This window comes from Pseudomonas sp. BN414 (assembly GCF_029871275.1).
Taxonomy (GTDB): domain Bacteria; phylum Pseudomonadota; class Gammaproteobacteria; order Pseudomonadales; family Pseudomonadaceae; genus Metapseudomonas; species Metapseudomonas resinovorans_C.
This window is the reverse complement of sequence record NZ_SSOL01000069.1, coordinates 1-23,767: the sequence shown is the minus strand read 5'-3', so window position 1 is coordinate 23,767 and position 23,767 is coordinate 1. Positions and strand designations below refer to the sequence as shown.

General features: G+C 64.1%; 22 protein-coding genes and 1 pseudogene. 12 read left to right on the top strand and 11 right to left on the bottom strand.

Translation table 11 applies throughout. The features are described 5' to 3' along the window. Window positions 1-34 precede the first annotated feature (34 nt). The 3 genes from E8E95_RS16615 (at window position 35) to E8E95_RS16605 (ending at window position 1,596) form a co-directional block, all read left to right on the top strand. On the top strand, window positions 35-511 hold the full coding sequence (locus tag E8E95_RS16615; RefSeq protein ID WP_280351950.1) for a multidrug/biocide efflux PACE transporter: 477 nt from the start codon (window positions 35-37) through the stop codon (window positions 509-511). 109 nt (window positions 512-620) lie between these two features. Then, entirely contained in the window at window positions 621-788 is a 168-nt protein-coding gene (locus E8E95_RS16610; protein ID WP_077526131.1) for a DUF2897 family protein, read from the top strand. A gap of 52 nt (window positions 789-840) precedes the next feature. Next, window positions 841-1,596: a CPBP family intramembrane metalloprotease gene (locus E8E95_RS16605; protein WP_280351947.1), complete on the top strand. Its 756-nt coding sequence runs from the start codon at window positions 841-843 to the stop codon at window positions 1,594-1,596. Here the strand turns inward: E8E95_RS16605 and E8E95_RS16600 are convergent. Together E8E95_RS16600 and E8E95_RS16595 are read right to left on the bottom strand one after the other, a co-directional pair. Further along, window positions 1,547-2,368 carry a transporter substrate-binding domain-containing protein gene (locus tag E8E95_RS16600; RefSeq protein WP_280351945.1) on the bottom strand — a complete coding sequence of 274 codons (822 nt, stop codon included), beginning with the start codon at window positions 2,366-2,368 and terminating at the stop codon, window positions 1,547-1,549. The two genes, E8E95_RS16605 and E8E95_RS16600, sit on opposite strands and share 50 nt — an antisense overlap. Window positions 2,369-2,476: 108 nt before the next feature. Further along, window positions 2,477-3,106, bottom strand: a complete 630-nt coding sequence (locus E8E95_RS16595; protein ID WP_199824569.1) for a TetR/AcrR family transcriptional regulator — start codon at window positions 3,104-3,106, stop codon at window positions 2,477-2,479. Between the two features lie 193 nt (window positions 3,107-3,299). On the opposite strand from E8E95_RS16595, the gene E8E95_RS16590 reads away from it, so the two are divergent. From E8E95_RS16590 to E8E95_RS16555, 8 genes are all read left to right on the top strand, one after another. Beyond that, window positions 3,300-5,087, top strand: coding sequence for a DUF1446 domain-containing protein (locus tag E8E95_RS16590; protein WP_280351942.1), 1,788 nt, complete (start codon window positions 3,300-3,302; stop codon window positions 5,085-5,087). An 11-nt stretch (window positions 5,088-5,098) separates the two neighbouring features. Beyond that, window positions 5,099-5,974: an SDR family oxidoreductase gene (locus E8E95_RS16585; protein WP_280351940.1), complete on the top strand. Its 876-nt coding sequence runs from the start codon at window positions 5,099-5,101 to the stop codon at window positions 5,972-5,974. A 4-nt stretch (window positions 5,975-5,978) separates the two neighbouring features. Then, window positions 5,979-7,595 carry a geranyl-CoA carboxylase subunit beta gene (gene atuC / locus E8E95_RS16580; RefSeq protein WP_280351937.1) on the top strand — a complete coding sequence of 539 codons (1,617 nt, stop codon included), beginning with the start codon at window positions 5,979-5,981 and terminating at the stop codon, window positions 7,593-7,595. A gap of 189 nt (window positions 7,596-7,784) precedes the next feature. After that, on the top strand, window positions 7,785-8,945 hold the full coding sequence (gene atuD / locus E8E95_RS16575) for a citronellyl-CoA dehydrogenase (protein ID WP_280351935.1): 1,161 nt from the start codon (window positions 7,785-7,787) through the stop codon (window positions 8,943-8,945). Between the two features lie 4 nt (window positions 8,946-8,949). Then, window positions 8,950-9,744 (top strand): isohexenylglutaconyl-CoA hydratase, encoded by a 795-nt coding sequence (gene atuE, locus E8E95_RS16570; protein WP_280351933.1) that lies wholly within the window; start codon window positions 8,950-8,952, stop codon window positions 9,742-9,744. A gap of 67 nt (window positions 9,745-9,811) precedes the next feature. Next, complete coding sequence (gene atuF / locus E8E95_RS16565; RefSeq protein ID WP_280351931.1) at window positions 9,812-11,797, top strand: geranyl-CoA carboxylase subunit apha; 1,986 nt, start codon at window positions 9,812-9,814, stop codon at window positions 11,795-11,797. An 82-nt stretch (window positions 11,798-11,879) separates the two neighbouring features. After that, window positions 11,880-12,704: an NAD(P)-dependent oxidoreductase gene (locus E8E95_RS16560; RefSeq protein WP_280351929.1), complete on the top strand. Its 825-nt coding sequence runs from the start codon at window positions 11,880-11,882 to the stop codon at window positions 12,702-12,704. Between the two features lie 258 nt (window positions 12,705-12,962). Continuing rightward, window positions 12,963-14,786: a long-chain-acyl-CoA synthetase gene (locus tag E8E95_RS16555; RefSeq protein WP_280351927.1), complete on the top strand. Its 1,824-nt coding sequence runs from the start codon at window positions 12,963-12,965 to the stop codon at window positions 14,784-14,786. A 281-nt stretch (window positions 14,787-15,067) separates the two neighbouring features. On the opposite strand, the gene E8E95_RS16550 is transcribed toward E8E95_RS16555, so the two are convergent. The 8 genes from E8E95_RS16550 to E8E95_RS16515 all read right to left on the bottom strand — a co-directional run bounded on the left by E8E95_RS16550 (window position 15,068) and on the right by E8E95_RS16515 (window position 22,331). Next, entirely contained in the window at window positions 15,068-15,568 is a 501-nt protein-coding gene (locus tag E8E95_RS16550; protein WP_280351925.1) for a hypothetical protein, read from the bottom strand. Window positions 15,569-15,645: 77 nt separating this feature from the next. Further along, window positions 15,646-16,314: a hypothetical protein gene (locus E8E95_RS16545; RefSeq protein ID WP_280351923.1), complete on the bottom strand. Its 669-nt coding sequence runs from the start codon at window positions 16,312-16,314 to the stop codon at window positions 15,646-15,648. Further along, the gene (locus E8E95_RS16540) at window positions 16,311-16,901 is read right to left on the bottom strand and encodes an RNA polymerase sigma factor (protein WP_280351921.1); all 591 of its coding nucleotides are present in this window, start codon (window positions 16,899-16,901) and stop codon (window positions 16,311-16,313) included. The genes E8E95_RS16545 and E8E95_RS16540 overlap by 4 nt, the downstream gene beginning before the upstream one ends. A gap of 1 nt (window position 16,902) precedes the next feature. Continuing rightward, on the bottom strand, window positions 16,903-18,627 hold the full coding sequence (locus tag E8E95_RS16535; protein ID WP_280351919.1) for a VWA domain-containing protein: 1,725 nt from the start codon (window positions 18,625-18,627) through the stop codon (window positions 16,903-16,905). A gap of 120 nt (window positions 18,628-18,747) precedes the next feature. Continuing rightward, complete coding sequence (locus E8E95_RS16530; RefSeq protein WP_179062050.1) at window positions 18,748-20,181, bottom strand: PLP-dependent aminotransferase family protein; 1,434 nt, start codon at window positions 20,179-20,181, stop codon at window positions 18,748-18,750. A 154-nt stretch (window positions 20,182-20,335) separates the two neighbouring features. Next, window positions 20,336-21,148, bottom strand: a complete 813-nt coding sequence (locus tag E8E95_RS16525; protein WP_280351915.1) for an OmpA family protein — start codon at window positions 21,146-21,148, stop codon at window positions 20,336-20,338. Further along, complete coding sequence (locus tag E8E95_RS16520; RefSeq protein WP_077526125.1) at window positions 21,145-21,501, bottom strand: DUF4398 domain-containing protein; 357 nt, start codon at window positions 21,499-21,501, stop codon at window positions 21,145-21,147. Before E8E95_RS16520 ends, E8E95_RS16525 begins: the two co-directional genes overlap by 4 nt. Window positions 21,502-21,515: 14 nt before the next feature. Then, window positions 21,516-22,331, bottom strand: coding sequence for a transporter substrate-binding domain-containing protein (locus E8E95_RS16515; protein ID WP_280351913.1), 816 nt, complete (start codon window positions 22,329-22,331; stop codon window positions 21,516-21,518). A gap of 115 nt (window positions 22,332-22,446) precedes the next feature. Between E8E95_RS16515 and E8E95_RS16510 the strand changes: the two genes are divergently transcribed. Next, the gene (locus tag E8E95_RS16510) at window positions 22,447-23,376 is read left to right on the top strand and encodes an alpha/beta hydrolase (protein ID WP_280351911.1); all 930 of its coding nucleotides are present in this window, start codon (window positions 22,447-22,449) and stop codon (window positions 23,374-23,376) included. Window positions 23,377-23,598: 222 nt separating this feature from the next. On the opposite strand, the pseudogene E8E95_RS16505 reads toward E8E95_RS16510, so the two are convergent. Then, window positions 23,599-23,767 (bottom strand): annotated as a pseudogene (locus E8E95_RS16505) (electron transfer flavoprotein subunit alpha/FixB family protein); the annotation flags it as partial.

Below are 23,767 nucleotides of genomic sequence, written 5' to 3'. Positions count from 1 at the left end.
AGGGCATGTTTTCACTGGGAGCCAGGAGAGCACCATGACCCGGACCACCACCACCGCCGCCCTGAACAAATCCATCAAGGAGCGGGTTTTCCATGCCCTGGCCTTCGAGGGCCTGGCCGTGCTGCTGACCGCGCCCGTACTGTCGCTGGTACTGGGCAAGTCACTGGCGCATATGGGTGCGCTGACCCTGATGTTCTCCACCGTGGCGATGCTCTGGAACATGCTCTTCAACAGCCTGTTCGACCGTGCCCAGGAGCGCATCGGATTTCAGCGCACCCTGTCGGTGCGCATGATCCACGCCGTGCTGTTCGAGCTGGGCCTGATCCTGGTGCTGGTGCCGCTGGCGGCGTGGTGGCTGTCGATCGGACTGCTGGAGGCCTTCGTGCTGGATATCGGGCTGCTGCTGTTCTTCCTGCCCTACACCCTGCTGTTCAATTGGAACTACGACACGCTGCGCGCCCGTCTACTGGAAGTACCAGCAGAACAGGCCGGAGGCTGCAGCTCCCGCTGACGTGAGGGCGGCTCGTGCGCAGCCGCCTATCGAAATGAATGATTCTCGGGAACGTGGAAAGGCGCGCACAATCGAATAGAGTAACCACCCCTTTCCGCGGGAGATGATCATGCCCTGGTATGCCTGGCTGATACTGGTCCTGGCCATCGGCTCCATAGTCGGTAGCCTGATGGTGTTGCGCGATACGGCAAAGAAACTGCCGCTGACCGAAGAGCAACTCAAGCGCATCCGCGAGCGCAATGCCGAAATGGATGCCAAGGAAGCCAAGGACCGCTGAGCCCGTGCCCTCTTCTGACGAACAGACTGCGGCATCGCCACAGGGAAGCGGCATGCCGCTTCATTTGCAACTGCTGTTTCCGCTCGTCGTCCTCGCCCTCGGGCAGGGCCTGGGTGGCGTGGAGGTGGGGGCGCTGCTGGCCGGGGTCGCCTTCTCCGGCTGGGTTCTCGCCGAACACCACTTGCCGGCCCGCCTCTGGCTGACGGTAACCCTGCTTTCCTCCATCGCGTTGGCTGCCCATCTGGTGCCGGGCTTCAGCCCGCTGGTCCTGGCTGACCCACAGCAATTGAGTCCCGATGCTCCGCCCTATTCCTTGCGCCTGTCCTGGGACAAGTTGCTGGTGGGCATGACGCTGCTTGCCTGCTGGCTGGGCCGTCCGGCACTACCCGCGCCGGCCCCGCAGCGGGTAGCGCTCGCTGTGCTGATAACGCTGTTGCTGGTGCCAACGTTGGCCGTCGCGATTGGCCTGGTAGGTTGGCAGCCGAAATGGCCGCCAATGATCTGGGAGTGGCTGGCGGTGAACCTGCTGGCCACGGTGCTTGCGGAAGAACTGGTGTTTCGCGGCCTGCTCCAGCCCATGCTGGTTTCCTGGCTGGGTGGGCGCAAGGGCGTGCTGCTCACAGCGGCGATCTTCGGGGCCGTCCACCTGCCCTTCAGCCCACTCTTCGCGCTAGTCGCGGCAGTTGCCGGCTTGGGTTACGGCCTGGCGTTCCACTACAGCGGCCGGCTCTCGTTGGCCATTGCGCTGCACCTGGGGGTCAATCTCTGCCATCTGTTGCTACTGAGCTATCCGTTGCGGCTGGCCTGACCACCACGCCATAACGCCCGAATATCCGCTGCAACTGACCGCCGCTGCGCAGTTTGTCCAGCAGGGCGGCAAACTGCGCGGCGCTGATGGGCGCTCCCGGCCTCAACACAGCGTAGTGGTGATAGCGCTGATCCAGCCGCTCGCTGGCCAGGAAACTGCCTGCGAGGCTCGGGTTCTGCTCCAGGTAGACGTTGAAGTAAGAGCGAGTGACCAGGGCGATATCGGCCCGATCCCGCAGCAGCATGCGCAGGTTGCTGTCGTGGGAGTAGGTGAGCTTCGCGTCGAACTCGCGCTGGAGGAATTCAGGGTCGGGATTGAAGCCGGCGAAGCCGTAGTGATAGCCGTTGTAGAGTGCCAGGCGCTTGCCGGTCAGCTTGGCGAAATAGTGCTGGTCACGACCCTGCTGAGCCTTGGCGACGAAGATTTCGGCATCTTCCAGGCCCAGGTCGATCCGTGCGCCAGGAATCCCCTGCCAACCCCAGTCCGGATTTTCGAATACCGCGAGATCGATCTTTCCTTCCTGGAAATCCCGGAAGCGCCGGGGAATGGCAGTCGGTCGCACGACGAAGCGATAGTCCGACTGCAACTCATTGAGTGCAGCGAGCATGTCCAGCAGCAGCCCACTGGCTTCGGCCGATTCCGGCTTGATCACGTAGGGTGGGAAATGCGCGCCGGCGACCTGCACGGTCTGCGACGCCACCACAGGCGCTGAAATCAGCAGGACTACGGCAACCCACAACGCCCTCAGGGACAACCCCCTGCAAACTTCCATTTCTACAGCTGCTCCCTGCAGTTACGGCACTGCGCCGCAGAGTACGTGATTAACGTTGCAACTACCCACGCTCTCCAGAACGGGACGTGACGGACGTCACATTTGCCGTCAGGCGTCCTTGATCACCAGCGACAGCGCCTGCTCGGCGAGTTGGTCAAGCGTCATCGGACCCTCCGGACGGAACCAGGTGGTGGTCCAGCTCAAGGCACCGGTGAGGAAACGCCGCAGGATGAACGGGTCGGCAGTGAAATACCCTTCGGCGCGCGCCTCACCCAGGACGCCCAGCCAGAGTTGCTCATAGGCCTCGCGCAGCTGGAGGATGTACTGCTGCCCTTCCTCCGACAGCGAACGCCACTCGTACACCAGCACTGCCATGGCTTCGCCGGTGCCGCCCATGATGGATTGCAGTTCGCAGCGGATCAGCGCCAGCACCCGCTCGCGCAAATCGCCAGCCTCCGCCAGCGAGGCACGCATCAGCGCCGTGTTGTAGAGGACGGTCTCCTCCATCACCGAACGCAGGATCTCATCCTTGCTTTTGAAGTGGTGGAAGATGCTGCCGGACTGGATGCCGACCGCGCTCGCCAGGTCGCGCACCGTGGTGCGTTCGTAGCCCTTGCTGCGGAACAGGTGGGCGGCGGTCTGCAGCAGCTTACCGCGGGCACTTTCAGGGTCGGTGATCTGGCCACTGGCAACCAGTTCCTGCATCACCGCCTGGGCTTTTTCGTCGTCAAGGCTCATTCGTTTCCCCGCTGCGCTCAGCCATTCCAACTTAAGAATGGTTCGCAAGTCTCTGTCTTGATTAACGAAATCTATGCCGGCTAATGCGCCCAAGCAAGCGCTCGGGTGAAAAAGAACTTGGTAGGCACTTTTCAACCAAGCGCTTGCTTGGTAGTGTTCGATCCATCACCCAACAGTGCTGCGGAATACTCCAATGACAAGAACCGTACGCATCGGCTGCGCCTCTGCATTCTGGGGCGACACCTCCACCGCTGCTGCCCAGTTGGTGCATGGCGCCACACTGGATTACCTGGTCTTCGATTACCTGGCCGAGATCACCATGTCGATCATGGCGGGGGCGCGTCTGAAGGACCCGAATGCCGGCTTCGCCACCGACTTCGTCGAAGTCCTGGCTCCCCTATTGCCGGCCATCGCCGAGAAAAAAGTACGCGTGATCAGCAATGCCGGCGGCGTGAACCCGGTCGCCTGCGCCAATGCCCTGGCCGCAGCCTGCGAAAAGGCCGGCGTGACGCTGAAGATCGCCGTCCTGCATGGCGACAACCTGCAGCCCCGGCTGGGCGAACTGGCCAAATCCGGCGTCCGCGAGATGTTCACGGAAGCCCCGCTCCCGCCGATGTGCGTCTCGGTCAACGCCTACCTCGGCGCCCCGGGGATAGTCGCCGCGCTGGAACAGGGCGCCGACATCGTCATCACCGGCCGGGTGGTGGACAGCGCAGTGGTCAGCGCCGCGCTGGTGCATGAGTTCAACTGGTCCTGGGAGGATCACGACAAGCTCGCCCAGGCCGCCCTCGCCGGCCACCTGATCGAGTGCGGAGCCCAGTGCACCGGTGGAAATTTCACCGACTGGGAGTCGGTGCCGGACTACGAACACATCGGGTTCCCCATCATCGAAGTCGAGGCCGATGGCAGTTTCTGCGTGACCAAGCCGGAAGGTTCCGGCGGCCTGGTCACGCCTTTCTCCGTCGGCGAGCAGATGCTCTACGAGATTGGCGACCCGCGGGCCTATCTGCTTCCCGACGTGGTTTGCGACTTCACGCGCGTAACCCTCGACCAGGCAGGACCGAATCGCGTCCGCGTACTGGGTGCCCGAGGAATGGCTCCGACGCCGCAATACAAGGTCAGCGCCACCTATCCCGATGGTTTCCGCTGCACCGCCAGCTGCCTGCTGGCCGGCATCGATGCGGTCAGGAAGGCCGAGCGGGTCAGCCGGGCAATCATCGCCAAGACCGAAGAGATCTTCGCCGAGCGCGGTTGGGGGCCCTACCGGGATGTGAACATCGAGTTGCTCGGCAGCGAAGCGACCTATGGTCCTCACGGCCAGCGCCAGGACAGCCGCGAAGTGGTGATTAAGATCGCCGTCAGCCACACCCGCAAGGACGCCCTGGTGCTGTTCTCCCGCGAGATCGCCCAGGCCGCGACCGGCATGGCTCCAGGCCTCACCGGCATCGTCGGCGGCCGACCCACCGTCTACCCGGTGATTCGGCTGTTTTCCTTCCTGGTGGACAAGTCCGCCTGTCAGCTCGACGTGGAAATGGATGGCCAGCGCAGTCCCTGCGACCTGCCGCACCTGCACGATTTCGACGTCGCCGACCTGGCCGACGACCTGGCCCCCCCTGCCGCAGAGGGTCAGGCCAGCGCCAGCGTCCCCCTGGTGAAGCTGGCGGTTGCGCGCTCCGGCGACAAGGGCAACCACAGCAACATCGGCGTAATGGCGCGCAAACCCGAGTACCTGCCCTGGATCGCTGAAGCCCTGACTCCGGAAGCCGTGGTCGACTGGATGGACCATGTGCTCGACCCGCAGCTCGGCCGCGTGGCGCGCTGGTACCTGCCGGGCAGTCACAGCCTGAACTTCCTGCTGGAGAACGCCCTCGGCGGCGGTGGCGTCGCCAGCCTGCGCATCGACCCACAGGGCAAGGCCTTCGCCCAGCAACTCCTGGAATTCCCGGTGCCGGTGCCCAAGGCGCTGGCCGACAGCCTCTGAGGACGCAATCCATGGCATACGACTCGGTATTCAAGCCCGGCCTGTTCAGCGGCCAGACCATCATGGTCACCGGTGGCGGCAGCGGCATCGGCCGTTGTACCGCCCATGAACTAGCAGCCCTGGGCGCGCACGTGGTGCTGGTCGGCCGCAAGCCGGAAAAGCTGGAAAAGACTGCAGGCGAAATCATCGAAGACGGCGGCGTCGCCAGTTGGCAGGCCTGCGACATCCGCGACGAAGACGCGGTGAAGGCCATGGTCGCGACCGTGCTGGCTGAGCGCGGCACCATCCACCATCTGGTCAACAATGCCGGCGGCCAGTACCCCGCGCCGCTGGCCTCCATCAGCCAGAAGGGCTTCGAGACCGTGGTGCGCACCAACCTGGTAGGCGGCTTCCTGGTGGCTCGCGAGGTGTTCAACCAGGCGATGAGCAAGACCGGCGGCAGCATCGTCAACATGCTCGCCGACATGTGGGGCGGCATGCCTGGCATGGGCCACTCCGGCGCCGCCCGCGCCGGCATGGAGAACTTCACCAAGACCGCTGCCGTCGAGTGGGGTCATGCTGGGGTTCGGGTCAACGCCGTGGCGCCCGGCTGGATCGCCTCCAGCGGCATGGACACCTATGAAGGCGCTTTCAAGGCCATCATCCCGACCCTGCGCGAACACGTGCCGCTCAAGCGCATCGGCAGCGAGTCGGAAGTGGCGGCCGCCATCGTCTTCCTGCTCTCCCCCGGCGCCGCCTTCATCAGCGGCAACACCATTCGTATCGACGGTGCTGCCAGCCAAGGCAGCCGCGCTTTCCCCCTGGCCAAGGCCAAGCCGGGTCAGAGCAAGGGCTACAACGGCTTCCACCGCGCCTACCTGCCCGATGTGCTGAAGGACCAGGAGTGACACGATGACGGTCATCCAATCCGAACTCGATTCCCAGGGCGAAGACTTCGCCCGAAACCGCGACGCCATGCTCTCCGCTATCGCCAGCTTCCGTGACGTCGAGCAAAAGGTGCTGGACAAGGCCGCCGAGTCGAAAGCGAAGTTCGAGAAACGCGGCCAGCTATTGCCCCGCGAACGTCTGAACCTGCTGCTGGACCCGGGCAGTCCCTTCCTCGAACTCTGCTCTCTGGCCGGCTACAAGCTGCATGACGACAAGGACGGCACCCAGGCCGGCGGCGGCATCATCGCCGGCATCGGCTACATCTCCGGGATTCGTTGCCTGATCAGCGCCAGCAACAGTGCCATCAAGGGCGGCACCATCTCCCCCACCGGCCTGAAGAAGACCCTGCGCCTGCAGCAGATCGCCGTGGAGAACAAACTGCCGTTGGTGGCCCTCACCGAAAGCGGTGGTGCCAACCTCAATTACGCTGCGGAAATCTTCGTCGAAGGTGCACGCGGCTTCGCCAACCAGGCACGGATTTCCGCGATGGGCATCCCCCAGCTGACCGTTGTACACGGCTCCAGCACCGCCGGCGGCGCTTATCAGCCGGGCCTTTCGGACTACGTGATCGTGGTTCGCGGCAAAGCCAAGATGTTCCTCGCAGGCCCGCCCCTGCTCAAGGCCGCCACCGGCGAAGTGGCGAGCGACGAAGAACTGGGCGGCGCCGAAATGCACGCCCAGGTGGCCGGCACAGCCGAGTACCTGGCCGAGAACGACGCCGACGCCCTGCGCCTGGCCCGTGACATCCTCGCCATGCTGCCCTGGAACGCCCAATTGCCGGTCCGAGCCCAGACCGAATGGCGTGAGCCGCTGTACAGCGCCGAAGAGCTGCTGGGCGTAGTACCGGCCGATCCGAAGAAGCCCTACGACGTGCGCGAGATCATTGCCCGCATCGCCGATGGCTCGGAATTCCTCGCCTTCAAGAACGAATTCGACAGCCAGACCGTCTGCGGCCACCTGCGCATCGAAGGCCGTCCCTGTGGACTGATTGGCAACAACGGCCCCATCACACCCCGGGGCGCGGCCAAGGCGGCGCAGTTCATCCAGCTCTGCGAGCAGGCCAACGTGCCGCTGCTGTTCCTGCACAACACCACCGGTTTCATGGTCGGCACCGAGTCCGAGCAACTGGGCGTGATCAAGCACGGCTCGAAGATGATCCAGGCCGTGGCCAACGCCCGCGTACCGAAACTCACCCTGGTGGTGGGCGGTTCCTACGGTGCTGGCAACTACGCCATGTGCGGCCGCGGCCTCGACCCGCGCTTCATCTTTGCCTGGCCCAACAGCCGCACGGCGGTGATGGGCGGCGCCCAGGCCGGCAAGGTGCTGCGCATCGTCACCGAGGAAAAGCACGCCAAGGAGGGCAAGGAGCCTGACCCGAAGATGCTCGACATGCTGGAGCAGGTGACCGCGCAGAAGCTCGACAGCCAGTCCACCGCCCTCTACGGCACGGCCAACCTCTGGGATGACGGTCTGATCGACCCGCGAGACAGCCGCCGCTTGCTCGGCTATCTGCTGGATATCTGTGCGGAAGCGGAAGTGCGTCCTCTGAAAGGCAATAGTTTTGGGGTAGCGAGGTTCTAACCAGACACATGGGGGCGAGGTCATTTCCCTCTCCCCCCGCCCTCTCCCTAAAGGGAGAGGGAGCCAAAGCCACCCGGCATGAAACGGACCGCCGTGCCCACTCCGGACAGCCCCCTCTCCCTTCAGGGAGAGGGTTGGGGAGAGGGCCAGAGGCGGAGAAACAGTCAAGGCTCAAGGAGAACAACAACAATGATCTTCACCCAGGAACACGAAGAACTTCGCCGCACGGTGCGCAATTTCGTCGACAGGGAGATCAACCCCCATGTCGACCAGTGGGAAAAGGAAGGCCGCTTCCCGATCCACGACATCTTCAAGAAGGCGGGCGAGCTGGGCCTCCTGGGTATTTCCAAGCCGGAGAAATTCGGCGGCATGGGCCTGGACTACAGCTACTCCATCGTCGCTGCCGAAGAGTTCGGCACCATCCACTGCGGCGGCATTCCCATGTCGATCGGCGTGCAGACCGACATGTGCACCCCGGCCCTGGCCCGTTTCGGTTCCGATGAGCTGCGTGAGGAGTTCCTCCGCCCAGCCATCGCCGGCGAGATGGTCGGCTGCATCGGCGTATCGGAAGTGGGCGCCGGCTCCGACGTCGCCGGGATGAAGACCACCGCCCGCAAGGACGGCAGCGACTACGTGATCAACGGCAGCAAGATGTGGATCACCAACTCCCCCAGCGCCGACTTCATCTGCCTGCTGGCCAACACCTCGGACGACAAGCCGCACGTCAACAAGTCGCTGATCATGGTGCCGATGAACACCCCCGGCATCACCCTCAGCGCCCACCTCGACAAGCTCGGCATGCGCAGCTCGGAAACCGCCCAGGTGTTCTTCGACAACGTTCGCGTGCCGCAGCGTTACCGCATCGGCCACGAAGGCGCGGGCTTCATGATGCAGATGCTGCAGTTCCAGGAAGAGCGCTTGTTCGGCGCCGCCAACATGATCAAGGGCCTGGAGCACTGCGTGGACGTCACCATCGACTACTGCAAGGAACGCAAGACCTTCGGTAATCCGCTAATCGACAACCAGGTGATCCACTTCCGCCTGGCCGAGTTGATGACGGAGATCGAGGCCCTGCGCGCACTGGTCTACCAGGCCGTGGAGCTGTACGTCACGGGCAAGGACGTCACTCGCCTCGCCTCCATGGCCAAACTCAAGGCCGGCCGCCTCGGTCGCGAAGTCACCGATGCCTGCCTGCAGTACTGGGGTGGCATGGGCTTCATGTGGGACAACCATGTTTCCCGCGCCTACCGCGATACCCGCCTGGTCTCCATTGGCGGCGGCGCGGACGAAATCATGCTGGGCATCATCTGCAAGCTGATGGGCATCCTGCCAGGCAAGAAGAAGGGCTGACGCCATGACCCTGCCGAACTGCGAAACCCTGCTGCTGGAACAGGCCGCTGGCGTGCTGCACATCACCCTCAACCGGCCAGATAGCCGCAATGCCATGAGCCTGGCCATGGTCGAGGAACTGCGCGCAGTCCTGGCTGCCGTGCGCACCGATTCCGATGTGCGCGCCCTGGTGCTGCGCGGTGCCGGCGGGCACTTCTGCGCCGGCGGCGATATCAAGGACATGGCCAGTGCCCGAGCGGCTGGCAGCGACGCGTACCGCAACTTGAATCGCGCCTTCGGCAGCCTGCTGGAAGAAGCCCAGGCGCAGCCGCAAGCACTGGTCGTGGTGCTGGAAGGCGCGGTGCTGGGCGGCGGCTTCGGCCTGGCCTGCGTCTCGGACATCGCCATCGCCCACGCGGGTGCCCAGTTCGGCCTGCCGGAAACCAGCCTTGGCATCCTGCCGGCGCAGATCGCGCCCTTCGTGGTCAAGCGCATCGGCCTTACCCAGGCACGCCGCCTGGCCCTGACCGCCGCGCGTTTCGACGGTAGCGAAGCCCTGCGCCTGGGTCTGGTGCATTTCGCCGAGGCCGATACGGCCGGCGTGGAGCAGCGCCTGGCTGAGAGCCTGGAGCAGGTCCGGCGCTGCGCGTCTGGCGCCAACGCCCGCACCAAAGCACTGCTGCTGGCCACGGAAAACGAACCCCTTGGCGCCTTGCTGGATAGCGCTGCCGAGCAGTTCGCCGCCGCCGTGACTGGTGCGGAAGGCACCGAGGGCACGATGGCGTTCGTACAGAAGCGCAAGCCCGCTTGGGCTCAGTGACCCATCACTCACACCGAACAGCCCCCTCTCCCTTCAGGGAGAGGGTTGGGGAGAGGGAACAACCACCATGCCCGCTTTCAACAAGATCCTGATCGCCAACCGCGGCGAGATCGCCTGCCGGGTGATGCGCACCGCCCAGGCCCTCGGCTATCGCACTGTCGCCGTCTACAGCGAAGCCGATGCCGATGCGCGCCATGTTCGTCTGGCTGACGAAGCGGTGTGCATTGGTCCGGCACCGGTGGGCCAGTCCTACCTGTCGATCCAGGCGATTATCGGCGCCGCGCAAAAGACCGGTGCCGACGCTGTTCACCCCGGCTACGGCTTCCTGTCCGAGAACGCCGACTTCGCCCGTGCCTGCGAGGCCGCCGGTATTACCTTCATTGGCCCGACCGTGGAGGCCATCCACCTGATGGGCAGCAAGCGCCTGTCCAAGCTGGCCATGCTGGAGGCCGGTGTGCCCTGCATCCCCGGCTACGAAGGTGTCGAGCAGGACGACACCACACTGGCCCGCGAAGCCGGACGCATCGGCTACCCGCTGATGATCAAGGCCAGCGCCGGCGGTGGCGGACGTGGCATGCGCCTGGCGAACAACGCGGACGAACTCGCAGCTCAGCTGCGCACCGCTCGCTCCGAGGCCCTGAATGCCTTCGGCAGCGCCGAACTGATCCTGGAAAAGGCCGTGCTGCAGCCACGTCACGTGGAAATCCAGGTGTTCGGTGACCAGCACGGCAACCTGGTCTATCTCGGCGAGCGCGATTGCTCGGTGCAGCGCCGCCATCAGAAAGTCATCGAAGAAGCGCCCTGCCCGGTCATGACCGCCGAACTGCGCCAGGCCATGGGCGAGGCGGCGATACAAGCCGCACGCACGGTGAACTACGTCGGCGCCGGCACGGTGGAGTTCCTGCTGGATGCCCGTGGCGACTTCTACTTCCTGGAGATGAACACCCGTCTGCAAGTGGAGCACCCGGTGACCGAGCTGATCACCGGCCAGGACCTGGTGGCCTGGCAGATTCGCGTCGCCGAGGGCCAACCGCTGCCCTTGAAGCAGGAAGAGATCCGTCTCAACGGCCACGCCATGGAAGTACGCCTCTATGCCGAGGACCCAGCCGCCGGGTTCCTGCCCCAGACCGGCGACGTGTTGCGTTGGGAGCCCGCCGACCTGGAAGGCATCCGCATCGACCACGGTCTGGTGGAAGGCCAGGCCGTGACGCCGTTCTACGACCCCATGCTGGCCAAGGTGATCGCCTGGGGTGCCACCCGCGATGAAGCCCGGCGCAAGCTGGCGCGTGCAGTAGAGGATTGCGTGCTGCTCGGCGTGAAGGGCAATCAACGCTTCCTCGCCAACTTGCTGCGACACTCGCAATTCGCGGCCGGGGATGCCACCACTGCCTTCATCGGGGATACCTTCGGCGACGACCCGAGTCTCAGCCCGCAATCGCCTTCGCCGATGGAACTGGCGGTCGCCGCCACCCTGCTCTACCAGGCCTCGGCCACCCACTCCGCCCACCACGGCGGTCTTGCCGGCTGGCGCAGCGCAGGCAGCGCGCCCTGGCGCCTGGTACTGCGCCAGGGCGAGCAGAAGCACGCCGTCGAGTTGGCCGTGCAGGACGCCGGCCGGCAACCGCGCCTGCTGGCAAGGGTGAATGACATAGAAGTCGCCGTTCGCCTGGTGAGCGCAGACGGCCGCTGGGCGGTGATGGAGCTGGACGGAATCCGTCGTCGCATCGCTTACCACCAGCAAGCCTCACAGCTCTGGCTGTTCGGCCAGAACGGCAACCTGGAACTGCAGGACGTCACCCACGAGCCTGCCGGCGGCCAGGCTGGTGCCGGCTCCGGCGTGGTGAAGGCGCCTATGGACGGTGCCATAGTCGAAGTGTTGGTCGCCGAAGGCAGCCGCGTCACCAAGGGCCAGCTACTGGTGGTACTGGAGGCCATGAAGATGGAGCACCCACTGAAAGCCGGCGTGGACGGTGTGATCCTTCGCGTCCAGGTCAGCCAAGGCGACCAGGTGAAGAGCCGCCAGTTGTTGGTAGAGGTGGAAGAAGCCTCTTAACGAACGATTTTCTGTAGGGGCGAATTCATTCGCCAAGGGCCGCAGCGCGGCCCCGGACAACAACAAGAACCAGGAGGTCCAGATGTCCCTTTCCGGCAAGACCCTGTTCATCACCGGCGCCAGCCGCGGCATTGGTCGTGAAATCGCCCTGCGTGCCGCCACCGATGGCGCCAATATCGTCATCGCGGCCAAAAGCGCGGAGCCCCATCCGAAGCTCGCCGGCACCATCTTCAGCGTGGCCGAAGAAGTGGAAGCCGCCGGCGGCAAGGCCCTGGCCCTGCAACTGGACGTGCGCGACGAGAACGCCGTGCGCGATGCCATGGCCAAGGCAGCCGAACACTTCGGCGGCATCGATGGGCTGGTCAACAATGCTGGCGCCATCAAGCTGGTGGGCGTCGAACGACTGGATCCCAAACGTTTCGACCTGATGTACCAGATCAATACCCGCGCGGTGATGGTCTGCAGCCAGGCCGCGCTGCCCTACCTGAAGCAGAGCGGCAACGGCCACATCATCAACTTGTCGCCGCCGCTCAATCTCGCGCCCAAGTGGTTTGCCCAGCACGGCCCCTACACCGTCACCAAGTACGGCATGAGCATGCTCACCCTGGGCATGAGCGAGGAGTTCAAGCGCTATGGCATCAGCGTCAACTCGCTCTGGCCGCAGACCATGATCGCCACCGCCGCCATCGAGTTCGAACTGGGCAGCCGCGACGCCTTCAAGCGCGCACGCACGCCCGCGATCATGGCCGACGCCGCCTACGCCATTCTGGCAAGCCAGGGCCGCAGCATCACCGGCCGCCTGTTGATCGACGAAGAAATCCTGCGCGAGCAGGGCCAGACCGACTTCGAGCAGTATCGCTACGACCCGCAGGGCGGTTCGCTGGTGCCGGATTTGTTCCTGGATTGAAGTTACCACCCCCTGGATTGGCCTAACCAGGCTGTGGGGGCGAATTCATTCGCTATGGCTGCGCAGCAGCCCCCGAAATCCCGAATAGCAGGACTTCGTCCTGCTCAGCGAATGAATTCGCCCCCACAAAGAAGAGGTCCTCCTGCCCAATTTGCCCATCTGCCCCCACATCGCCGCGCCAGGGTCATGGTGGGGTCTGGCTGCCCGTTCTAGAGTCAGGAAGACGACTGCGTACAACAACGACAACACGCGAGAACCATGAGCCAGGTCGAATTGATTTCCCCGCTGAGTTTCATCGCCCGCCTGCCGGCCAACCTGCCACGTCTGCCGCGCCTGCTGCTGGGCCTGTACTACACCGGCATTCGCAACCGCGAGAAAGCGCTCTCCCTGGGCTGGGCGCTGGAGCGGGCGGCACGCCTGTATCCCGCACGCCCCGCCGTGATCGACGAACAACGCCAACTCGATTACGCCCAGCTCAATGCCTGGAGCAACCGTCTGGCCCATGCCCTGAAGGCCGAAGGCGTGGTCCATGGCAGCGTGGTGGCGGTGATGCTGGAGAACCGCATCGAGGTGCTGGCAATACTGGGTGCGTTGGCAAAACTCGGGGCGATCGCCGCCCTGGTGAACACCACCCAACGCGGCAAGGTCCTCTGCCATAGCCTCAACCTGGTGAAGGCCCGGTATTTCGTGGTGGGCGAAGAACTGCGCGGCGCCTTCGATGAGGTTCGCGAGGAACTGGAGGACGCCCGCCGCTGCTACTGGGTGGCCGATGACGATAGCCTGCTCGAGACCGGTGACGCCCCGGCCGGCTGGCAGAACCTGATGCGCCTCGCCCTGGGCCAGTCCGCCGACAACCCGGCAGACACCGGGCAAGTGCGCCTCAAAGACGCCTGCTTTTATATCTACACCTCGGGCACAACGGGCCTGCCCAAGGCCTCGATCCTCAGCCATGGCAAATGGATCAAGGCCTATGGTGGCTTCGGCCATTCGGGCCTCGGCCTCACCGAGACCGACGTTTTCTATTTGACCCTGCCCTGCTACCACAACAATGCGGTCACCGTGAGCTGGGCCTCGGTGCTGGCGGGTGGCGCCGCCATCGCGCTGCGCCGCAAGTTCTCGGCCAGCAATTTCTGGAAGGATGTCGCGCGCTACCAGGCCACCTGTTTCGGCTATATCGGCGAGCTCTGCCGCTACCTGCTGAACCAGCCGCCCTGCCCCGAAGAGCGCAACAACAGCCTTACCTGCATGATCGGCAACGGCCTGCGCCCATCGATCTGGGGCGAGTTCAAGTCGCGCTTCGGCATCGAGCGGGTGATGGAGTTCTATGCCTCCAGCGAGGGCAATATCGGTTTCACCAACGTCTTCAATTTCGACAACACGGTGGGCTTCTCCCCCGCCACCTTCGCCATCGTTCGCTACGACCTGGAGAACGACCGTCCGCTACGGGACCCACGTGGATTCCTTCAGGAAGTGGCGCAGGGTGAGTCGGGCCTGCTGATCAGCGAGATCAGCCCGATGTGGCCCTTCGACGGCTATACCGATCCGGCCAAGAGCGAAGCGGTAATCCTTCGTGACGTGTTCAAGAAGGGCGACGCCTGGTTCAACACCGGCGACCTGATGCGCGGCATCGGCTGCAAGCATGCGCAATTCGTCGACCGCCTTGGCGACACCTTCCGCTGGAAAGGCGAGAACGTTTCCACCACCGAAGTCGAGAACACCCTGGGCGCCTTCCCCGGCGTGGAGGATGCCGTGGTCTACGGGGTGGAGATTCCCGGCACCAATGGCCGCTGCGGCATGGCCGCCTTGCGCCTGGCCAGTGGCGCGCGCCTGGATCACCGGGCCCTTGCCGACCATCTGGACCGCGAGCTGCCGGCCTACGCCTCGCCGCTTTTCGTGCGCCTGCTGGGAGAGGTGGAGACCACGGGAACCTTCAAGTACAAGAAGACCGATCTGAAGCAGCAGGCCTATGACCCGTCAGCAGTGAGCGAACCGCTTTTCGCGCGACTGCCCGGCGATCCGGCCTTCCGCCCGTTGGATGGGGCGCTGTATCAGGCCATCCAGCGCGGGGAATATCGCTTCTGAGGCGGGCCTTGTGATTCCTACTCACGCGACCTGCGACTGTTTCGGATCAGAACCGCTGAATTGGGATTTGTGAATCTGTAGGAGCGAGCTTGAACTCGAACTGCAACTCGGCGCCCTCGACAGAGCGCCAGAACCGTAGGATGGGTGGAGCGGAGCGATACCCATGCGGACACGGCTGATGGGTATCGCAAGCTCCACCCATCCTACGTCGCTTTGGGCCTGGCCTCTTCGCGAGCAAGATCGCTCCTACCATCCGTCACCCGTAACTCACGACCACGCGATCAGCGCTTGAACTCGAACTGCAACTCGGCGCCTTCCACGTCTTCCCGCTCATTGGTAATCAACTTGCCGTTGAGCTGGAAGGGGCTTTCCGGTGCAGGCTTTTCCGCGAACATCTGCGGTAGCACGGGCTGGTCCGGTAGATCGGTAGTGGCTTCGCTGGCCTGCAACTGATCGACCAGATCCTTTGGCAAGGTGAGGTCGAGCTTGGCCTTGGGCAGTGGCGCCGTGGTTGCGGCGGCTACCGGCGTTTCCTTCGGTTTGACCGGAGCGGGCGGCGACGGCACCGGTTTGGGCGTTGGCACCGGAGGCGGCGGAACAGGTGCCGTCTCGGGCACCGACGGCACGGGCGTGGCCGGTTCGGCAGCCGAGGGCGCCGGCTCCGGGCTGGAGGAAATGGGGGGCAGTGCGGGCGGCGCCTTGGGCTGCGACGGGGCATCCTTGTCGCACGCCGCCAATAGAGTCAGCGCCAGGCCGGCACAAAGCAGATGAATCGAACGCATGGAAGTTCTAGCGGGGGGCAGTGATGGCGCCATGCTCTACTTTCGCCAGCACCGTGGCAAGTCCGGCGCGACCGTCGTCAACGGTCACGCTCCAACTCGCGCAATTCAGCGGCGATGTCGCGCTGCGGATAGCGAGCCTGCAACTCATCCAGAAGCTTGTGCGCCTCTTCGCGTTTGCCTTCCGCCTGTAGCGCCAGCACCCGTTGCAAGCTGGCTTGCGGCTCGACCTGCGGAGCCACCCTGGCCATTTCCGCCTTCGGAGCAGCCTCCTCCAATGCCATCGGTGCCTGCTGGCGCGCCTCGACTTCAGCGCTGCTGTCGGCCATGACCGAAGCTTTCTTTTCAGCCTGGACCGGAGGGCTGGCCAGGGTAGCCGGCGCGGCCTTGGACATGGGTGCCGCCGCCGGAGCTGGCGCCGAATACTGGGCGGGGCTGGCGGGCGGCGCATCGAAACGCTGCTCGGCCTCCTGCTGGGTCCGCAGGGTCAGGCTGAGCCCGATGCCGAGGGTGGCGAATCCGACGACGGCGACCGCCCAGCGTTGCCGACCGCCAGCACCAAACAGCCAGGCATGCAGCCGCTCTCCCCAGGAAGGCGCAGCTTCAGCCCGGTTCTGTGCCGCCTGTGCCGCAGCAGCGGCGAGGATGCGCTGGTCCAGCAACGCCGAGAGTTCGTCATGGCAATGGCAGCGGTAGTGTTCGAGCAGTTCCCGTTCCATGTCGTCCGGCTTGTGCGGGTCTTGGTTCATGCGGATACCTCCTCCGCCGCGGCCGGGTCGGCCAACAGCCGACGCAACTTCTGCAGCGCATAGCGCAGGCGGCTTTTCACCGTCTCCGCGGGTGTACGGGTGAGTTCGGCGATCTCGGTCACTTCCAGGTCACCGTGGGCACGCAAGAGGAACACTTCACGCTGCTCGCCCGGCAATTCATCCAGCGCCGCGCGCAGGCGTTGCTGGTCCCGGCTCAGGGAAAGCTCCCGCTCGGGGTCCGGGCTGCTGCCCGGCAGGGCGTCACCGTGCATCGCCTCATCGAAGGTCTCTTCACGCCCCTGCAAGCGCCCGTGCTTGCGCCAGTGGTCGATCAGGCGATTACGGGCGATCTGATAGAGCCAGGTCTTGAAGCTGGCCTGACCCAGTGGCGACGACTCGCTACGGATCAGGTTCAGCCAGGTTTCCTGGAAGATTTCCTCGGCGAGCGCGCCATCACCACACCGGCCACAGAGAAAGCGATAAAGGCCAAGGCGATGGCGCGCATAGAGCACGCCGAAGGCCTCGGAATCGCCGTTGCGATAACGCCGCAGCAAGGCGGCGTCGTCATCCGTGAGGGTCGCGTTCACGTCATTCCTTCCGCGCTTGGGATGGTGCGGGAGTTTGCAGGCTTTGCGCGAGTTCCACCAGTTGCACGAATTCGCCGCGCAGGCCGAAGCGGTCGTCACCACGAGCCGCGCGGGCCAGGCTGGCGCTGTCGGACAGGCTGAACTCGCCGGTGTATTGCCCGCCCTTGAGTTGCTGGGCGAACGCAGCTACCGCAGCGGCAAAGCGCAGGTCCTCGCTGGCCTCGTTGAGGCTTACGACCTTGGTGGCAGCGATGGGCCGCTCCAGCAGGCGGCTTTGATCCGCGCCCGGCGCCTTGTAGCGCACGCGCAACCAGGCCAGCTCGCCGGAATTGCCTTCGGCCTCGGCGGCTGGCTGATAGCGCAGTGGCTCCAGCCAACCCTTGGCACCGACGGGGACGATCTCATAGAGCGCGGTGATGGTATGTCCGGCACCGATTTCGCCGGCATCCACCTTGTCATTGCTGAAGTCTTCACGCTTGAGTGCGCGATTCTCATAACCCAGCAGGCGGTATTCGCTGACTTCGGCCGGGTTGAATTCCAGTTGCAGCTTCACGTCCCTGGCCACAACCGACAGCGTGGAACCGAGCTGATCCACCAACACCTTGCGCGCCTCGCGCAGGTTGTCGATGTAGGCGTAATTGCCGTCACCGGCATCGGCCAGTTGCTCCATCAGCCGTTCGTTGTAGTTGTCCATGCCGAAGCCCAGGGTGGTCAGGGACACCCCGCCCTTGCGCTTCTGCGCGGCCAGCTGCTTCAGGCTTTCGAAATCGCTGATGCCGACGTTGAAGTCGCCATCGGTGGCCAGGAGGATGCGGTTGATGCCATTGGGGATCAGGCCCTTCTGCGCTTCGGCATAGGCCAGCTGGATGCCCGACTCGCCGGCCGTGGAGCCACCGGCGCTGAGCTGATCGATGGCGGCGCGGATCTTCACCTTCTCGCTACCGGGCGTGGACGCCAGCACCACCCTCGCCTCTCCCGCGTAGGTCACCAGGGACACGCGATCCTGTGGGCGCAACTGGTCCACCAGCAGCTTGAGGGTGCCCTGCACCATGGGCAGGCCCTCGCGACGATCCATGGAGCCGGAAACATCCACGAGGAACACCAGGTTGGCCGGCGGCAGCTGTTCGACGCGGCTCTCAGACGCCTTGATCGCCACACGCAGCAGACGCGTCTGCGGGTTCCACGGCGTTTGCGCCAGTTCGATGCCGATGCCGAACGGCACATCGCCCTCGGGAAGCGGATAGCTGTAGGGGAAATAGTTGACCATCTCCTCCAACCGCACGGCATCAGCCGGAGGCAGCTGGCCGCCGCTGAGGAAGCGCCGCACGTTGGCATAGCTGCCGGTGTCGACGTCGATGCTGAAGGTGGAGACCGGCTCGCTGGCCACCGCGTGCACGGGGTTGTCGGCGAGGTGCTGGTACTGCTCACGCGGCACGTCGCGGTAGCCCGGCTGCAAGGCATCCTGCATGGGCGCAGGCGCGATCATCGGCATCTGCCGTGACTCGGCAGCGTAATCGGCGCGCTTGGCCAAGGTTGCCGGTGCGCTGGCCTTGGTCTCCTCGCGCAGCTCCGGCTCCACCTGGATCGATGCGGGCGGCGGTGCCTCGGCCTTGCCGCTGGCAGGCGCAGAAGCATCCTGCGCACTGCAGGCGGCCAGGGCCAGCAGCAGGCCGGCGGTGAAGCCGGCTGCCAGGGGTTGGTGCGGAAGGAAACTGTGGCTGGACATGGGACGCCTCCTGGGAACGAATGAGCCATTCGCACCAGTAGACGGATGCCTAGCGCCAGCGGGGTTAACGCAGAGGAAAAAATTAAACGCCGAGGGCCATGAGCGGCCCTCGGCGAAAGGTCACAATCCCGCTTCCTGGCAGAGCTGCTTCGCCAGCATGCCGAGCGTCATCATGGCCCGCTCGGCCTCGCGGTTCCACGGGATGCCACAGTTCAGCCGTACGCAGTGGTTGAACTGTTCCGTGTTACTGAAAATCAACCCCGGCGCGATGCTGATGCCCTGCTGCAAGGCACGCATGTGCAGGTCCTTGGTGTTCACCTTGGCCGGCAGGCTGATCCAGAGGATGAAACCGCCGTTGGGCCGGGTGATCTGGGTGCCTTCTGGGAAGTACTGCTGGACCGCGAGCTGGAAGGCCGTGAGGTTCTTCCGGTACTCCTGCCGGATATAGCGCAGGTGCCGGTCGTAGCCGCCATTCTCGAGATAGGCTGCCACGCCCATCTGGGTGACGCTGCACGCCGAATGGGTACTGAAGGTCTGCAGACGCTGGATTTCCGCCTGGTACTTGCCGGCGATCATCCAGCCGATGCGCACACCGGGCGACAGGGTCTTGGAAAAGCTGGAGCAGTAGATCACCCGATCGTCGAGGTCGTAGGCCTTGATCGCCTTGGAAGGTCCCTGGTCGAACATCAGTTCGCCATAGATATCGTCTTCGATGATCTGGATGTCGAAGTCCGAGGACAGGCGCAGCAGTTGCTTCTGCCGCTCTTCGGGAATCGTGCCGCCGAGGGGGTTGCTCAGTCGCGCGGTCAGTACCAGCGCCTTGATCGGCCATTGGTTAGCGGCCAATTGCAAGGCTTCCAGGCTGATGCCTGTGGTCGGGTCGCTGGGAATCTCGATGACCTTCAGGCCCAGCAGGTCGGCCAGTTGCAGCAAGCCGTAGTAGGTCGGCGACTCGGTGGCAATCAGGTCACCCGGACGGGTCAGCACCCGCAAGCTCATCTGCAGTGCGTCCACGCAGCCGTGGGTAATCACCACTTCGCTGGGGTCCACCACCACGCCGGCATCGCGCATGCGAATCGCCACTTGGCGACGCAGTGGCTCGAAGCCGGGGCTGAACATGTAGCTGAAGGCGCGCGGGCTATGGAAGCGTGTGACCTTGGCAAGCTGCTGGTGCAGGGTGCGCACCGGCAGGTAATCGACATGGGGTACCGCCGCCCCCAGCGGGAAGACACCTTCACGACGGGACTCGGCCAGTACCTGCTGGATGATGCTTGCACGGGTGACGAGACCCGGGCGTTCTACGCGGGCGATATCCGGGGTGGACGCGGTCAGGGCCGGGGTCTGGTGCACATAGAAGCCGGATTGCGGGCGAGCGCGAATCAGCCCCTGGTCCTCCAGGCTGGCGTAGGCCTGCAGCACGGTAGCGTGACTGACGCTGAGCTGGGAGCTGAGCTTGCGCACCGACGGTACGCGTTCGCCCGGTTGGTAGACACCACGGCGAATATCATCGGCCAGTTGCTGGGCGATGCGTTGGTAGAGCAACAGATTGGTCATGACGGCACCTGTATCACTGGACCGAAACACTATCTGAACACTTCAAAACTGCACCGGTACAGATCGGGAAATTGTGTGCGATACAGTGAATTTGTCCAGCCATGAAAAAGCCCCGGTGCCGAACGGCAACCGGGGCCCTTGTGGCAGTGCAGCTTCAGCGTGCCGAGCCGAGCTCGCCCTTTTCGTTGGAGAAGACGATTTCTACCCTGCGGTTCTGTGCCCGGCCCCGGTTGGAAGCGTTCTCCGCCACAGGGAAGGCTTCGCCATAGCCCTGGACCTGGATGCGTTTGGCATCGATGCCGAGGTCGACCAGGGCGTCCGCCACCGCCTGCGCACGGTCGGTGGAGAGTTTGAGGTTGTCTGCCTTGGTACCGCTGCTATCGGTGTAACCCTCGATGCGCACGACACGGCGCGGGTTCAATTGGAGGAACTGCACCAGTTTCAGCACGGTGCGGTTGGCCGATGCCTTGAGATCGGCATGACCGGTGTCGAACAGCACATCGCCCAGGGTCATCACCAGGCCACGATCTGTTTCGGTGGCGGCCAGCGCGATCATCTGTTCTTCAAGCCACTTGCCCTGTTGCTGGACGCTGAGCAGCTTGGCTTCACGCAGGGCCAGCTGCAGGCGCTCGCGCTCCAGTTGCAGCTTGGCGGCACGGGCCTGGTTGAGATTCTGCTCGCTGTGCTGGCTGGCGATCTCGCTGTAGCGCTGGCTGAGATAGGCGTAGTGGACAACGTCCTTGTCATTGCCCCAATAACTGGACAGACGCTCGGCACGGGCAAGGGACTCGCCCGCGCGGATCACATCCTTCGGCGCGGCGCTGAGGACGTTCTGGTCCTCCTTGACCTTCTGGAACATCTGGCGCGCCTGCTCGAGGCTCTGTTCGGTCTGCTGCTGGTTGGCGCAACCGCCGAGGAGCCCGAGGCTGAGCACCAGGCCGGCGGTCAAAGCATGATTCCGATTCACTGCACGTCTCCCAACTGCTTGCGCAGGCGATTGATCCGCGCGGTCAGCTCGGCCAACTGGTCCTGGCTCTTCTTCGTCAGCACCTTGGCTTCAGCCAGGCGTGCATCCAGTTCGGCTTCTTCGGCCAGGACGCGTGCGCGCTTGTAGTCCTGCTCACCCATGTTCTTTTCCGCCAGGGCGAGCTTGTCCTGGGCAAGCTTCATTTCCTCGATCTGTTCGGTGGCGCCGACGGCCTTGGCCTGCTCCACAGCCTTCTCGGTAAGGCGCATCTGTTCGATGGGCGCCGGGTCGCTGGCGCAGCCGGCCAGGGCCAACACAACCAGGCCGGCTGCAAACAGGGGTGTCTTGCTCACTAGAGGATTCCTAATCATTCGGGAGTACCGGCGGGTTGCATCTGCAGTGCCTTCCAGCGTTCCAGGTTGCGCTGCAGCAGGGTTTGCGGCACTCCGGCGGCGACCAATTCTGTCATTTTTTTCGCGAGCTGTCCGCGCAGCCAGGGGTCGTTGCAGGCCGAGTTGTGGGACAGGGTCAGGTACAGACCTTCACTGGAAATCGGAGGTTCCAGTGCGATCAGATCGTCGGCCATACCCAGGGTGTCGGCCAGCACCAGGCCGGGGTAGCGCTCGTAGAGTACGTAGTCGGTGCGCTCCAGCAGCAGCTTCTGGTAGGCCTGGGTCAGGCTGGGAACCTCTTCCAACTTGAGGTTTTCCTTGGCGAAGCGGTCGAAGGCTTCGCCAAAGCTGTTCTTGACCAGGGTGCCGCCAGTGTGGCTGCGCAGATCTTCCCAGCCGCTGTAGGGGAACGCGCGTTCGCGCTTCACCCAAACGACGCTCTGGGTTTCCAGGAAGGCAGGATGAACGTAATCCATGGTTTCCAGGCGCGGCAGGGTGAGGAATGCACCCGCGATCAGGTCGACTCGGCCCGTACGGACTTCATCCTGGGCGCGGGACCACGGGCCGGTGTAGAGGATTTCCACCTTGACGCCGAGTTCCTTGGCAATCTGCTTTAGCAGGTCGGCATTGGCGCCTATGAGTTGCTTGGGATTCTCGGGATCACGCCACAGATACGGGGGATATTCGGGATTGCCGGTGGCCACCAGACGCTCGCATTTCCCGGCGGCCTGCCCGAGTCCGGGCAACAGGCACAGCGCGAGGAGAAAGGACGAGAGCTGCAATCTTGGCATCTGAGGTTTCCTGGGCTGGACATTCGATTGGCGCTGGCGCGGGGCGCATCGCCTGGAGCGAGCTTCATGCTAGCGTACAGGCGGTTGAAAGGACTATTCGCGATAAGGGCAGGCCATGAAGAAACTCTTCATCGCAGTCGTCATCCTCTTGGTGGCGGCAGCGACAACCCTCTATTTCTCGCCGGCGGCGCTCACCGCCAGCGTGCGTCTCATGGAGCGCCAACTCGCCGGCTTGACGGAGCGCCAGGTCGCGCTGGGCGATCTTAGCATCCATTACTACGAGGGCGGCCCGGCCAAGGGCGAAACCATCGTGATGTTCCATGGCTTCGGCGCCAGCAAGGACAACTGGCTGCGCTTCGCTCGCCCCTTCACCGAGCGCTACCACGTCATCGCACTCGACCTGCCCGGCTTCGGCGAAAGCGACCGTCCGAACGGCAGCTACGACGTCGGTACCCAGGCAGAGCGTCTGGAGTCCTTCATCAAGACGCTGGAGCTGGGCAAAGTGCACCTGGTGGGCAATTCCATGGGCGGCCATATCGCCGGGATCTTCGCAGCACGCTACCCACAGCAGGTGCGCAGCCTGGCGTTGTTCGACAACGGCGGAGTCACCGCGCCGAACAGGAGCGAAATGTTTCGCCTGATCGAAAGCGGCCAGCCCAACCCTCTGGTCGTACGCAATGCCGATGACTTCCAGCGTTTGCTGGATTTCGTCTTCGTCGAGCCGCCGCCCCTTCCCGAGTCGGTGAAGGCCTACCTCGCCGAGCAATCCGTGGCCAACGAGGCGCACTACAACGAAGTCTTCCGCCAGCTACGCGAGCGGTATATCCCACTAGAGCCGGAGCTGCCGCGAGTCGAGGCCCCTACCCTGCTGCTCTGGGGAGATCGCGACCGGGTGCTGGATGTCTCCAGCATTGAAGTGATGAAACCTCTGCTGAGAAAACCGACGGTGGTGATCATGCGCGATTGTGGTCACGCGCCCATGCTCGAGCGCCCGGAGGAAACCGCCCGCCACTACCAGGCCTTCCTCGACGCCAGTGGTAGCTGACAGGAAATAAAAAACGCTGTCTGCATTAAGGGTTGCAGGTAGCTGTATTGCCCGTAGGAGCTGGCTTGCCAGCGAATGGCCCCTTTTCGCTAGCAAGCTAGCTCCTACAAGGCTCTTGGACCGGCGGTCGACTTCCAGCAACAGCTAATTCAGTTCAGACATAGCCATAAAAAAACCCGCTCCGAAGAGCGGGTTTTCTGTACGGCAGGCCGGGAAGCGCTATTACAGCAGCTTTTCCAGTTCCGGTACGGCTTCGAACAGGTCAGCCACCAGGCCGTAATCAGCCACCTGGAAGATCGGGGCTTCTTCGTCCTTGTTGATCGCGACAATGACCTTGGAGTCCTTCATGCCGGCCAGGTGCTGGATGGCACCGGAGATGCCCACGGCGATG